The following is a 12,718-nucleotide window of genomic DNA, read 5'->3' as shown; positions in this document are numbered from 1 at the left end:
AGAGATCATCTCTCACGATCCGGTAGCGATAGCGGAGTGGATACACCTGTTGACATCCCGAACACAGAAGTTAAGCACTCCCGCGGCGAAGATAGTTGGGCCTGCCCCTGCGAACCTAGCACGCTGCCGGGTCTTTTTTTTATGTTGATAATTTTTTCTTTCATCGTTATCATATTCTTGGCAACTTTTTACGAAAGGATACGTATGAAAAAAGGATTTAATAATAAAAAATATTTAGATATGCAGTCTTCACATATCCAAGAGCGCATTGCGCAATTTGATGACAAATTATATCTCGAATTTGGAGGTAAACTCTTTGATGATTATCATGCCAGTCGGGTATTACCTGGTTTTGCGCCGGATAGTAAACTACAAATGCTGATGACCATGAAAGAACAAGCAGAAATTGTGATCGTGATCTGTGCAAAGGATATTGATAATAATAAAATACGAGGGGATCTAAACATCACCTACGATGAAGATGTTTTACGTTTGATCAAAGAGTTTACATCTCGTGACTTATATGTGAGTAGTGTCGTTATTACGCAATATCATCATTCCAAAGCCATCGATCGTTTTAAAGCTAAATTGAAACGACGAAACATCAAAGTGTATCACCATTATTATATTGAAGGCTATCCAACCAATGCGAAGTCCATCATTTCCGAACAAGGGTTTGGCAAAAATGATTTTATTGAAACCTCTAGACCTTTGGTTGTCGTTACGGCACCAGGACCGGGCAGTGGCAAGATGGCTACTTGCTTATCCCAGCTTTACCATGAAAATATCCGTGGTGTCAAAGCTGGTTATGCCAAATATGAAACCTTTCCAATTTGGAATCTAGACCTTAATCATCCCGTTAATTTGGCATATGAAGCCGCTACGGCTGATCTTGCCGATGTCAATATGATTGACCCTTTCCATTATCAAGCCTATGGAAAAGTAACGGTCAACTACAATCGTGATGTGGAGATCTTTCCTGTTTTAAAAAATATTTTTGAAGAAATATTTGGGTGTTGTCCCTATCAAAGTCCAACCGACATGGGAGTGAATATGGCTGGTTTTGCGATCGAAGATGACTCCATTTGTTGTCAAGCCAGTCAACAAGAGATCATCCGCCGTTATTTTGAAAGTTATACCCGTTATGTGAATGAACAATGTTCCATGGATGAAGTGAATAAACAAACCATCATCATGGAAAAAGCGGGCATTTCGATCGAAGATCGAAAATGTTTGGTGGCTGCCCGTAATAAAGCCAAGAAGACGCATAGCTTTTCTGGTGCCATTGAATTAGCAGATGGAACCTTGATCACCGGAAAAACGACGAATTTTATGGGGGCCGTATCCAATACTCTGATCAATGCCTTGAAATATTTAGCTCTATTACCAGACAATGAAAATGTGATTGCACCACAAGCTTTTGGACCCATTCAAGATCTTAAGACGAAATATTTAGGTAGTTTGAATCCACGACTACACATTCAAGAAGTTTTGATTGCGCTATCACTGAGTGCGGTTCATAATAGCGATGCAAAAAAAGCGTTGGATGTCATTCCTCAATTGAAAGGATGTCAAGCCCATTTTACATGTTTATTAAAAGCAGAAGATTTATCCATATTGACACAATTGGGTCTCGAAGTGACCTACGAAGCCGATAAACGATAGGAGGAATACTATGGCAAAAGCATTACCAAGCTCAGGGGCAGGCGCTGTCCGCATTATCTTAAAAAATAAGGATGCGTTTGAATTTACGTTGCGAGAAAAAAATGAAGCAGGAAATCGTACCGGATATTTATATGATGTTTTCTATGTGAATGCCACTGGCACTTTAAATATGCAAGTAGAAGACGACCAACCAGTCATTGCGTCTTTGAATCTAGGTTTAGGAAAAGTCATTACGTTATCGAATGATACCAATTTGAAAAAATTGTGTCAGTACGTATTAAAGAACACAAAATAAGATGCATACCTATACGTTATATGTGGTGGTGGATTCTTTAGAAAGTCAACGAATAGAGGATGTTCAATCTGCCTTGTCCAAATTGGGCGATTTTCATTTTTCACCCGTCCGCAATCAAGATTCGTTGATTGATTGTTCCGAATTCTATGCAACGATCCAATGCGCAGAACCGACATGGAACACCTTGATTCCCCAATTCAATGCTTATTGGTCAGCGCATGATGAAACATGGATGGACTATGGATATAACACGCCGATGTTTCATCCAGATGTTTATTACTTAGAAATCAAATAAAAAGGGCTTTGGATCAGCCCTTTTTTCGTAATTGCCGAAAAACAATCGGTAATTGATCAATGACATCTTCTGGTTGTACACATGCCGGATCCACATCTAGTTTGGCACATTGACTGTGAATATATACACCGGTTACGGCTGCTTCTAACGCATTTTGGCTTTGGCCAAACAATCCCGTGATGATTCCACATAAAATATCGCCACTACCTCCTTTGGATAAAGCACTATTTGGTGCATATAGGACATATTGCGATTGACCTTGCGCAACGATGGTCACATTGGACTTTAACACCAATGTGACATCTGGATATGCTTCCACAAAGGTTTGGATACTTGCCAATGGATGTTTGGCAATGGTAGAAACCGGTAGTGAAGAGATATAACTAAATTCTTTGACATGGGGCGTAATGATCGTTGGTGCTTGGCGATGCAACCATTCTGGATGGTCTTTTAAGGCCCATAATCCATCGGCATCTACCAGTACGGGTTTTGAACTAGCTAATGCGGTATGTACCATATCGATCGTGGATGGGACTTGCCCCATACCATTGCCAATCGATAACACATCAAAGGCATTTATATGAGCTTGTAGATACGTGCTGCTCTTTTTATCAAAGTTTGGTTGTGGATAAATCAGACGCATAGCACTATCCATTTTATACGCTAAAATATCGGCAATACTAGCAGGTAGCATGAGCGTTAGGGTCCCAATGCCACTTTTGTAGCATGCTTTGGCTGCCATCGTAATGGCACCATGCATCGCTTTTGACCCACCAATCATCAAGGCTTTCCCAAAGGATCCTTTATGAGCAAGATTGGAACGTTTCGGTAAATGAATGTTCGTTTCATCAATGCGTTCCATCGTTGGTGTATCATGAATGATGCCAATTTCTAAACAATGGAGCTGACCACAAAGGGCAGGACCCTGATTGGTGATTTGTCCCCATTTGATACAATCGAGTGACAAGGTGATATCCGCATGAATGGCAATGCCGAGAATTTCACCGGTTGTTGCATCGAGTCCACTGGGCATATCGATCGCAATGGTTGGGGATGCATGATGATTGATTTCATTGATCAAAGAATAATATGGATCTTTGATTTCACGACTTAGACCATTGCCAAAAAGACAATCGATGATATAGGTATAGGAATGGTCTTTGATGGTGGCCCAATCAGTTAGGATGGGAATGCCCATTTGTTTTAAAATGGCTTGTTGATATTGGTTGTCATCGGAAAAATGGGTGCCTATCAGAAAAACATCCACAGGAATATGGGCTTGGATCAATAAGCGAGCCATCGCTAGACCGTCGCCACCATTATTGCCAGAACCACATACGATCAATAGGTGGTTTGGATGTTTCTTGGCGATGAAACGTGCACATTCGATGGCTGCATGTTCCATCAAGACAAGCGCAGGAATATGATAGTGTTTAATCGTTCGTTGATCAAAATCGCGTGCTTGTTGGGCTGAACAAATGGCACTCATTATTCAAAATCAACCGTCTTTGAACAGGCAACCAATGGCGCAAATTCTTTTTTGCAAGCACAGTGCAAGGCATTTTTTTGATAGGCATCTAAGTTTTCTTTGTCTAAACGAACGATCAAGGCAACATCAAAACTACGATCGGAATGAAGAAAATCTTTACCGACTTCCATTTCATGGACCAGATCAATTTTTCCTTGCATTTTATTTAAAATGGCAGCTAATTGATCTTGATTTTCGGGAGTTGGTTCTTTTAATTTAAAAAATACGATATGTGTCATACAAACCTCACTTTCATTTTCATGATACACTAGTCAACAAAAAAATGCTTACATTTTCACTACATGTGTTATAATCTAAACTCAAAGGGGACAGGCTCTATGGAAAATCAATCCAAAGTAAAAAAGTCGATCATCCTGTCAGGACTTGTTGGAACTGGCGGGCTTTTTGTTGCAAAATTAATAGGTATCATTTATGCCATTCCATTTTCTAGTATCTTAGGGAATGTCAAATATATGGGATATTATGGCCAAGCCTATAATATATATTCATATGTACTGAATGTATTTACAGCTGGATTTCCATTCGCAATTGCGACCATGGTTTCAAAATATACGGTATTAGATGATCCTAAAACGGTTTTATTGGTCAAAAAAGTGTCAATTGCGATGTTATCGCTTTTAGGCTTTATTGGCATGTTGTTATTGATGGCCTTTTCTGGGGCGCTAGCACCATTGATGGTGGCTGGTGATCCGACCATCATGGCCAATGTTTTGCGTATCTTAGCCATTGCCTTATTTTTTGTGCCCGTATTGTCTGCTTTTCGTGGATATTATCAAGGTCTGAAAGAAATGGGTGAATATGCCTTTTCTCAAGCCTTCGAACAAATTTTCCGAGTTGGTTTTTTATTATCAGCCGCCTGTTTATTGGTCTATGTTTTTCATTGGGAACGAAAATGGGCATTGTATGCATCGGTCTTATCGACCACGGTAGCTGCCATTGCTGGTATTCTTCAAATTCATCATTTTGATAAGGCAAGATCACAGGAAATTGTTGTCCAAGCCAAAGCACAAACAACACCTGCTTTAAAACGCAATGAGATCATTAAGGAATTGGTTATTTTGGCCATCCCTTATTTAATTTCTTCTTTGTTGGGATATAGCCAACAAATTTATAATGCGGTATTATTGCCAGCTGGATTGAAAGCCTACTATCCAAGTGAAGCGAAAGTATCTTCGATTATTTCGGCGACTACCTATGTTGGAGTCAAAATGACGGCCATTCCTATGGTCTTAGCGCCTGGATTTACGGCTGCCATTATTCCCCATATCACCTCGGCTTTGACCAAGCATAATAAGCGATTGATCCAAAAAAATGTGGTGGATTGTTTGGGTGTCGTATTATATATAGGTTTACCAGTATCTTTTTGTTTATTTGCTTATGCAGCACCATTGAACTATACCTTATTTTATACGGATGATCTAAATACCAGTACCATGGTCTTACAATGGTTGACGCTGGAAGCCATAACCGGTACTTTATTACCAGTGGTAACCAATTTGATGATGGCATTAAAACTGCAATCCCTCGTCTTAAAAAGAATGATCATCAATGCGATCATAAAGGGTGTCTTGATGGTACCGATGACGATGATGATGGGATTTGGTGGTGCCGTATTGGCTTCTTTGATTGCAGATGGTTATTTATTCTTTTCCAATCTGCGACAAATAAAGATCCATTATCATATTTCTTATAAACGCGTAGGACAAATTGTGATTCGAGTATGCATTGGTTTAGTGGCTTTGTGGATCACATCGATGGTGTTGACACATCTTGGTTTAGGTAGTGTTTCTTCGCGTAAGATCGTATGCTTCATTACGATGTGTATCAATGGATTGATTAGTTTGTTGGTATTCATGCTTGTTACAATTGCCTTGAAAGTTCCTGAATTAGCTTTTCATGTGCATATTGGACGACCTAAAAAGGAGGCACAATAAATGTATGATGTCATTGTGATTGGTGCTGGTCATGCCGGTATTGAAGCGGCGATGGCTGCAAGTCGAATGCAGAAACAAACCGCTTTATTGACCCTTTCTTTGGATATGGCGGGTTCGATGCCTTGCAATCCAAGTGTTGGTGGCCCGGCCAAAGGAATCGTTGTTCGTGAAATTGATGCTTTGGGTGGTTTGATGCCCATTGCCGCCGATCGCACGGCCCTACAGTTTAAAATGTTAAATACGACCAAAGGACCAGGGGTATGGTCTTTGCGGGTACAAAGTGATAAAGTTGCTTATAAAAAATTTATGAAAGAAACGCTCTCTCATACACCGAATTTAACGGTGGTTGAGAAAATGGCTCATTCTTTGATGATCAAAAATCATCGAATCGAGGGTGTGCGGTGTACGGATGGTACCGAATTGTGGGGCAAGAGCGTTGTTCTAACGACTGGAACATATATGTCTTCTTCGGTTTTGCGAGGACATACAGCTACGGAATCGGGACCAGAAGAACAACCGACGATACAATCGCTTTCGGAAAGTTTACGTCAAGCCGGTATTCGAACGTTTCGTTTAAAAACAGGGACACCACCTCGTGTTTTGACCAATACGATTGATTTTTCCAAAACGAGTGTACAGCCAGGCACCAATGCGTTTTTGCGCTTTAGTGAAACGACACAACCCGAAGATGTATTACCATTTGATCAACAAGAAGTCTGTCATTTGATTTATACGACGCCCAAAACCCATGAGATCATTCGTTCACATTTACATGATTCGGCGATGTATTCGGGATTAGTAAAAGGGGTAGGCCCACGATATTGTCCAAGTATTGAAGATAAGCTTGTACGGTTTGCGGATAAGCCTCGTCATCAATTGTTCTTAGAACCGGAATCTTTGTCGATGGATACAACGTATGTGCAAGGTTTTTCGACGTCTATGCCGATTGATGTACAAGAAGAAATGGTGCATTCTTTGCCTGGTTTGGAGCATTGTACGATTAAAAAATATGCCTATGCGATTGAATACGATGCTATTGATCCTTTGCAGATGAAGCCAAATATGGAAAATAAAATTGTCGAAAATTTATTTACGGCAGGTCAAGTCAATGGTACAAGTGGTTATGAAGAAGCGGCAGGTCAAGGATTGATGGCGGGGATCAATGCGGCTTTAAAAGTCGATGGAAAAGCGCCCTTTGTGTTGCGTCGAGATCAAGCATATATTGGTGTCATGATCGATGATTTATGCACCAAAGGAACAAAAGAACCTTATCGTTTATTGACAAGTCGTGCGGAATATCGCTTGTTGTTGCGTCATGATAATGCGGAAGAACGCTTGTTGGAGCTAGGCTACCAAATAGGTTGTGTATCGAAAGAAAGGTATGATCAATATTGTCAAAAGCGAGAAGCTGTGCAACAAGCCAAACAAGTTTTATCACAAACGCATGTGAAAGCCGATCAAGCACTGAATACCTATTTGACTTCTTTGGGATTTACGCCAACCGATCGTGGTATGAAGGAAATTGAATTATTAAAGCGTCCTAAAGTGACGATTGAGGGTCTTTCATCCATTACAGGTGTCAATTTTGGCCATTTTATGAATCAACATATTGAAATTGATGTAAAATATAAGGGGTATATCGAGAAAGCAAAGCGAGATGCCCGGCATCTACAAGAAATGGAATCTGTTGCCTTGCCAGAGGATTTGGATTATGCGCATATGGACAATATTTCTTTAGAGGCACGACAAAAATTGGATGCTGTTCGTCCACAAACTTTAGGGCAAGCAAGTCGTATTTCAGGAATTAATCCGAGTGATATTGCGGTATTGGCAATGAAAGTTCGATAGGAGGAGCATATGGCCAGATCTCATAATAAGAAAAAGCGAAGAAGATTATCACCGATGTTAAAGCTGGCTATGGTTCTTTGCGCCGCTTTGATGATTTTTTCTGGTTTTTCCGAGTTAAAGACGATGTATGATCTGCACCGCAGTATTTCGGATACGCAGCAGAAGCAAAGTGTTTTAAAGGCTGAGAAAAAAGAATTGACGAAAAAGAAAAAAGACTTATCGGATCCTGATTATATTGAATATATTGCCCGAGGCAAATATCTTGTAACAAAAGAAGGAGAACAAGTATTTAAATTTTCTAACGATGATACGAACAACTAAGGAAGTGGCATTTTAGCCACTTTTTCTATGGGAGAAAGGATATAAAATATGACAAAATCAATTCAGATCCATAGTCGTGTTCTTGCAGAGTATGTAGAACAGCATGATCTATATCAAAAAACAGAAAATGGTGAATATACCATAAATGAAGATGGTTTTGCGAAGCTTCTTCGTCATTATAATGAAGATCTTTTACGTGCCTATTTTTCGATGGGAGTGCCTTTAGAATATCGTTATTTTGAATCGGATGGATTGGTTTATGATCGAATGAACAAAAAAGTTACGATCAATCAGCAAGAAATAGCTTGTACACCAAGTGAATTGCTCTTATTGGAAGCATTTCTACAAAATGCCCATATTGTATTGACCCGTGATATTTTGATTGATTTATTAAGTCATTCCAAAGCTGAGATCCAAGATAATACGTTGAGTGTATTTATTATGGGACTTCGTAAAAAAATTGGCAAAGAGCGTATTGGTGTTCGCAAAGGAATTGGATATTATTGGGTAGGCAGTGTAAATAAGCGAAAGTAAATTTTAAGCATCCGTAAATACTTGATTTTTCCTTCGAATCGTTATATCTTAATACCAATTGAAAGTTTGGGAGGACAAATATGAACAGTTTCAATTCTGAAGCATTATTTGTTGAGCGCTTTAAAGAAACAACATCTGACATGTATGGCCGGGATTTTGAAGATACATCAAATGTAGAACGCTATTTGGCTTTAGGAAATATGATCCGTGAATATGCCAACAGCAATTGGAAAGCAACGAAGAATGCCGTCAAGAAACATCAGACAAAGCAGTTATACTACTTTTCGATGGAATTCTTAATGGGTCGTTTGTTGACCAGCAACTTAATGAACTTAGGTATCTATGATACAGTGAGTCAAGGATTAAAAGAATTAGGCATGGATATCAACGATTTAGAAGAAATCGAAAGTGATGCCGGATTAGGAAATGGCGGTTTGGGACGTTTAGCCGCTTGTTTCATGGATTCTCTTGCTTCCTTGAATTATGCAGGAAACGGAAACTGCATTCGTTATCGTTATGGATTATTCAAACAACGTATCGAAAATGATGAACAAGTAGAGATGCCAGATTGCTGGTTAAAGTATGGCAATGTTTGGGAAGTATGGAAGCCATATCATGGTGTTCGTGTTAAATTTGGTGGATATGTAGATGGATATATCAATGACAAAGGAAAATTTGAGACATTCCATCATCCAGATTTTGTTGTCCGGGCTGTACCTTATGATGAACCAATCATTGGGTATCATACCAAAACAACCAATACCTTACGTTTGTGGGATGCGGAAGTCGATGAAGATACAGCACCTACCGGAAATTTAAATGAATACTTAGATGATGTCACCGCATTGACGGCGAATGTATATCCAGATGACTCTACGCCAGAAGGCAAAGAGCTTCGTTTGAAACAAGAATATTTCTTTGTTTGTGCGGGACTTTCACAAATTATAGAAAGTCATTTACAAGTATATCCATCTTTGGATAACTTACCAGACAAAGTCGCCATTCAATTGAATGATACGCATCCGGTATTGGTCATTCCAGAACTTATGCGTATTCTATGTGATGAATACGATTATGAATGGGATGATGCATGGAAAATTGTCAAGGGAACCGTTGCATATACCAACCATACGGTCATGGCGGAAGCATTGGAAAAATGGCCACAACAAACGGTACAAAAATTGTTACCACGTATTTATATGATCATTGAAGAAATTGATCGTCGTTGGAAGTTTGAAGTGGATCATCTTGGTTTATGTGCCATTTATCCAAATGTTGCGGTATTGCGTGAAGGACAAGTTCATATGGCCAACTTAGCCATTGTTGGTAGTCATAGTGTCAATGGTGTTGCGAAACTGCATTCCCAAATCTTGGTGGATGATGTATTTAAAGATTTTGCGACCATTGAACCAAATCTTTTCAACAACAAGACCAATGGAATTACGCATCGTCGTTGGTTGATGTATTGCAACCCACAATTAACTAGTTTGTTGGAAGATACCATTGGTGATGCCTTTAAAACAGATCCAGAAAAATTACAAGATTTAATGCCTTATGTAGAAGATCCAATTCTTCAACAAAAATTCATGGATGTGAAGAAACAACGCAAACAAATTTTGGCCGATTATGTCAAGAAGACAATGAATATTGATATCAATGTCGATTCCATTTTTGATTGTCAGTCCAAACGTTTACATGCATACAAACGACAATTATTGAATATCTTTAATGTCATGAATGTATACATGCATATGAAAGAGGATCCAAATTATCGTATTTATCCGAGAACGTTCTTCTTCTCGGCAAAAGCGGCACCAAGTTATTATTTAGCGAAAGAAATTATTAAATTGATCAACATTGTAGCGGATCGTGTAAACAACGATCCAGAAACCAATGAATTCTTGAAGGTTGTCTTTATTCCTAACTATTCTGTATCCGTTGCCGAAATCTTGATTCCTGCAGCCGATGTTTCAGAACAAATTTCTACCGCTGGTAAAGAAGCAAGTGGTACGGGAAATATGAAATACATGATGAATGGAGCGTTGACATTGGGAACTTTAGATGGTGCCAATGTAGAGATCGTTGATCAAGTAGGAGAAGAAAATGCGGAAATCTTCGGTTTACATGTTGAAGATATCAACCATTTAAAACACGAACAAGCCTATCATTCTTGGGATTATTATCGTACACACGATGAGATTCGCCGGGTCATTGATTCTTTACGTAATGGATATTGGACAAAGGATCCAGATGCATTCCGTTTGATCTATAACGATATCTTGACGCAAGGGGATGAATTCTTTGTATTGGCTGATTTTGGGGCTTATTCCCAAGCGCAAAATCATGTGGAAGCGCGTTATCGCGATACCAATAATTGGGCCCGTACGATGTTGATCAACATTGCGAAATCGGGTTATTTCTCAAGTGATCGTACCATTGAAGAGTATGCAACCCAAATCTGGAACTTGGACAAAGTTACATTCTAAGGAGCTCCGGCTCCTTTTTTTATTTGCTAGACGTCTATGGATTTTTAAGGTAGAATATGGTAATGAGTGATAGGAGGGTGATCATGAAGTTTTCATTAAAACAGGCCATGGCTTCCGTATTGATTTCATCTTCGATGATAATTCCAATGGCAATGCCCATTCATGCGGAAAGCACAAGCACAACACCAATCACAGAAGTAAAGATCGAAACTCCAGAAGATTTTATAAAGTATTGTTTAAGCAATAAAAAAATAGTGGACAATAAAACCGTTTATGAAGCCTTTAAGGCTGTGGATGATACGAACTATCAGACGATCCTTGATAGTGAAACAACCTATCAGGAATTGGCTAAGGATGATACCAAAAAAGAAGCCATCGATGCATTGATCAAAAAGAATACGGAAAATGCGTATCCAACGTATGATTCTTTGTTGAAAGCAGCGAAGGATAAGGATGCAGCAATCAAAGCACAACAAGAAGCCGAAAAGAAAAAGCAGGAAGAAGAAGCGACGCAAGAAAATTTGTCAACATCGAAAGAAACATCCTCGCCATCGAGTACACCAACTCATTTGACTTCGAACGAAGCTTTGTCGCAATCAACTACGCAAACCCATTCGCCATCAAACGAAACGACTTCGTTATCGAGTACACCAACAAGTGAAGGAACTTCACAACCGAGTGCATCGTCTTCGCAAGAAACAACGACGGATTCACAACCAGAGACCAATCGTTCGAATGAAACGGAAAACCGTTCCAATGCGACAACGAATCCATCTTCTTCAACCAAACAAGAAGAGAACACCGCAACAAAACAAGATGAACAAGCAACGGTCGTTGAAAATACCCAGCCTTTGTTGAATACGCAAACCGTGGTATTTACCGGTTGTGCAAACCATGTCAAAGTGACGGTATATGCACAAGCGGGGGCGTTTGAGCAAGGAACCCAAATGGTCGTTATTCCTTTGGATACACAATCGGCATTGGCCGATGCGAAAGCTGTCTTAGGTGAGAATGTGGATCAAGCCATCAGTGTTGATATTTCCTTTTGGAAAGATGGCAAAGAGGTCGAGCCTCGCAAAGCGGTAGAAGTCAAATTATCGACGGACCAATTTGATGCCGGAACCAATGTATCGGTTATTCATGATTCTGGTGATGGTGATGTAAAAAGTGTCGGTACGAGTGATAATGCGACAGAAGTGACCATTTCAACGAGTGCCTTTTCACCATATACAATTGCTTCTGAAAAAGTGATCGAACCAGTCGTGGTCCAAGCGCAAACAAGTACATCTTTATCAACCACAACACAAAAGGTCACACCAACAACCACTACACCAACGGCAACGAATATTTCTGAACAAGCATTTAACGTTGTGATCAAAGAGAAAACAAGTGCTTCCACAACGGCACAGGCATTTGTGAATACCTATTTGACCAGTTCCACAGGTGTTGTTTATGAGCGTGCCAATTATACCAATTATCAACGCATCTTAAGTTCCAAATCAGCATGGGATCGTTTGAGTGCCTCCGAAAAAATTCAAGTGAATTCGATCTTGACCAAACGGATCCAGAAGACCTATACCAAGCTTTATAATGAAGCCAAAGCGATGGATGTACCGACAAATGTCAATACTGCGGTAGCGAGTCAATATGTATCTTATACAGTATTATGTGGCATGGCCATCATTGGTATGATTTCCGTTCGTAAGAAGATAAAAAGTGAATAGCTTTTGACCCACATGATTGAATGTGGGTTTTTCTTTTTGTATAATAGGACAAGAAAGGTTTTTGACT

General features: G+C 39.6%; 11 protein-coding genes and 1 rRNA gene. 10 read left to right on the top strand and 2 right to left on the bottom strand.

What is annotated here, in order from left to right; genetic code table 11:
• Positions 1-18: 18 nt before the first annotated feature.
• The 4 genes from rrf (at position 19) to SOS22_RS08465 (ending at position 2,255) form a co-directional block, all read left to right on the top strand.
• Positions 19-132: ribosomal RNA gene (rrf, locus tag SOS22_RS08480) — 5S ribosomal RNA — on the top strand.
• Between the two features lie 72 nt (positions 133-204).
• Positions 205-1,665, top strand: coding sequence for a DUF1846 domain-containing protein (locus SOS22_RS08475; protein ID WP_320596926.1), 1,461 nt, complete (start codon positions 205-207; stop codon positions 1,663-1,665).
• A 10-nt stretch (positions 1,666-1,675) separates the two neighbouring features.
• Positions 1,676-1,960: a hypothetical protein gene (locus SOS22_RS08470; RefSeq protein WP_320325977.1), complete on the top strand. Its 285-nt coding sequence runs from the start codon at positions 1,676-1,678 to the stop codon at positions 1,958-1,960.
• Between the two features lies 1 nt (position 1,961).
• Positions 1,962-2,255, top strand: a complete 294-nt coding sequence (locus tag SOS22_RS08465) for a hypothetical protein (RefSeq protein ID WP_320596925.1) — start codon at positions 1,962-1,964, stop codon at positions 2,253-2,255.
• 13 nt (positions 2,256-2,268) lie between these two features.
• Here SOS22_RS08465 and SOS22_RS08460 read toward each other — a convergent pair whose 3' ends face one another.
• Together SOS22_RS08460 and SOS22_RS08455 are read right to left on the bottom strand one after the other, a co-directional pair.
• Entirely contained in the window at positions 2,269-3,744 is a 1,476-nt protein-coding gene (locus SOS22_RS08460) for an NAD(P)H-hydrate dehydratase (RefSeq protein ID WP_320325975.1), read from the bottom strand.
• Positions 3,744-4,022 (bottom strand): Dabb family protein, encoded by a 279-nt coding sequence (locus SOS22_RS08455; RefSeq protein ID WP_320325974.1) that lies wholly within the window; start codon positions 4,020-4,022, stop codon positions 3,744-3,746. The genes SOS22_RS08460 and SOS22_RS08455 overlap by 1 nt, the downstream gene beginning before the upstream one ends.
• Positions 4,023-4,121: 99 nt before the next feature.
• Here SOS22_RS08455 and SOS22_RS08450 point away from each other — a divergent pair, with 99 nt between their 5' ends.
• The 6 genes from SOS22_RS08450 (at position 4,122) to SOS22_RS08425 (ending at position 12,651) form a co-directional block, all read left to right on the top strand.
• Positions 4,122-5,738 carry an oligosaccharide flippase family protein gene (locus SOS22_RS08450; protein WP_320596924.1) on the top strand — a complete coding sequence of 539 codons (1,617 nt, stop codon included), beginning with the start codon at positions 4,122-4,124 and terminating at the stop codon, positions 5,736-5,738.
• Positions 5,739-7,586, top strand: coding sequence for a tRNA uridine-5-carboxymethylaminomethyl(34) synthesis enzyme MnmG (gene mnmG, locus SOS22_RS08445; RefSeq protein WP_320596923.1), 1,848 nt, complete (start codon positions 5,739-5,741; stop codon positions 7,584-7,586).
• A 9-nt stretch (positions 7,587-7,595) separates the two neighbouring features.
• On the top strand, positions 7,596-7,907 hold the full coding sequence (locus SOS22_RS08440; RefSeq protein ID WP_320596922.1) for a septum formation initiator family protein: 312 nt from the start codon (positions 7,596-7,598) through the stop codon (positions 7,905-7,907).
• Between the two features lie 48 nt (positions 7,908-7,955).
• On the top strand, positions 7,956-8,441 hold the full coding sequence (locus SOS22_RS08435; protein WP_320325970.1) for a winged helix-turn-helix domain-containing protein: 486 nt from the start codon (positions 7,956-7,958) through the stop codon (positions 8,439-8,441).
• Positions 8,442-8,521: 80 nt separating this feature from the next.
• Entirely contained in the window at positions 8,522-10,927 is a 2,406-nt protein-coding gene (locus SOS22_RS08430) for a glycogen/starch/alpha-glucan phosphorylase (protein WP_320325969.1), read from the top strand.
• A gap of 83 nt (positions 10,928-11,010) precedes the next feature.
• Positions 11,011-12,651, top strand: a complete 1,641-nt coding sequence (locus SOS22_RS08425) for a hypothetical protein (protein ID WP_320596921.1) — start codon at positions 11,011-11,013, stop codon at positions 12,649-12,651.
• Positions 12,652-12,718: the final 67 nt, after the last annotated feature.

Origin of the sequence: Absicoccus sp. (assembly GCF_034090965.1) — a bacterium.
GTDB classification, from domain to species: Bacteria; Bacillota_I; Bacilli_A; order Erysipelotrichales; family Erysipelotrichaceae; genus Absicoccus; species Absicoccus intestinalis.
The sequence above is the reverse complement of the archived record's forward strand: the minus strand, read 5'-3'. Positions and strand labels throughout refer to the sequence as shown.

Bases quoted from the DNA above. Each gene is read 5' to 3' on its own strand.
- SOS22_RS08450 (WP_320596924.1), top strand. From the start codon at position 4,122: ATGGAAAATCAATCCAAAGTAAAAAAGTCGATCATCCTGTCAGGACTT.
- SOS22_RS08425 (WP_320596921.1), top strand. From the start codon at position 11,011: ATGAAGTTTTCATTAAAACAGGCCATGGCTTCCGTATTGATTTCATCT.
- SOS22_RS08470 (WP_320325977.1), top strand. From the start codon at position 1,676: ATGGCAAAAGCATTACCAAGCTCAGGGGCAGGCGCTGTCCGCATTATC.
- SOS22_RS08435 (WP_320325970.1), top strand. From the start codon at position 7,956: ATGACAAAATCAATTCAGATCCATAGTCGTGTTCTTGCAGAGTATGTA.
- SOS22_RS08460 (WP_320325975.1), bottom strand. From the start codon at position 3,744: ATGAGTGCCATTTGTTCAGCCCAACAAGCACGCGATTTTGATCAACGA.
- SOS22_RS08430 (WP_320325969.1), top strand. From the start codon at position 8,522: ATGAACAGTTTCAATTCTGAAGCATTATTTGTTGAGCGCTTTAAAGAA.
- SOS22_RS08475 (WP_320596926.1), top strand. From the start codon at position 205: ATGAAAAAAGGATTTAATAATAAAAAATATTTAGATATGCAGTCTTCA.
- SOS22_RS08440 (WP_320596922.1), top strand. From the start codon at position 7,596: ATGGCCAGATCTCATAATAAGAAAAAGCGAAGAAGATTATCACCGATG.
- SOS22_RS08455 (WP_320325974.1), bottom strand. From the start codon at position 4,022: ATGACACATATCGTATTTTTTAAATTAAAAGAACCAACTCCCGAAAAT.
- mnmG (WP_320596923.1), top strand. From the start codon at position 5,739: ATGTATGATGTCATTGTGATTGGTGCTGGTCATGCCGGTATTGAAGCG.
- SOS22_RS08465 (WP_320596925.1), top strand. From the start codon at position 1,962: ATGCATACCTATACGTTATATGTGGTGGTGGATTCTTTAGAAAGTCAA.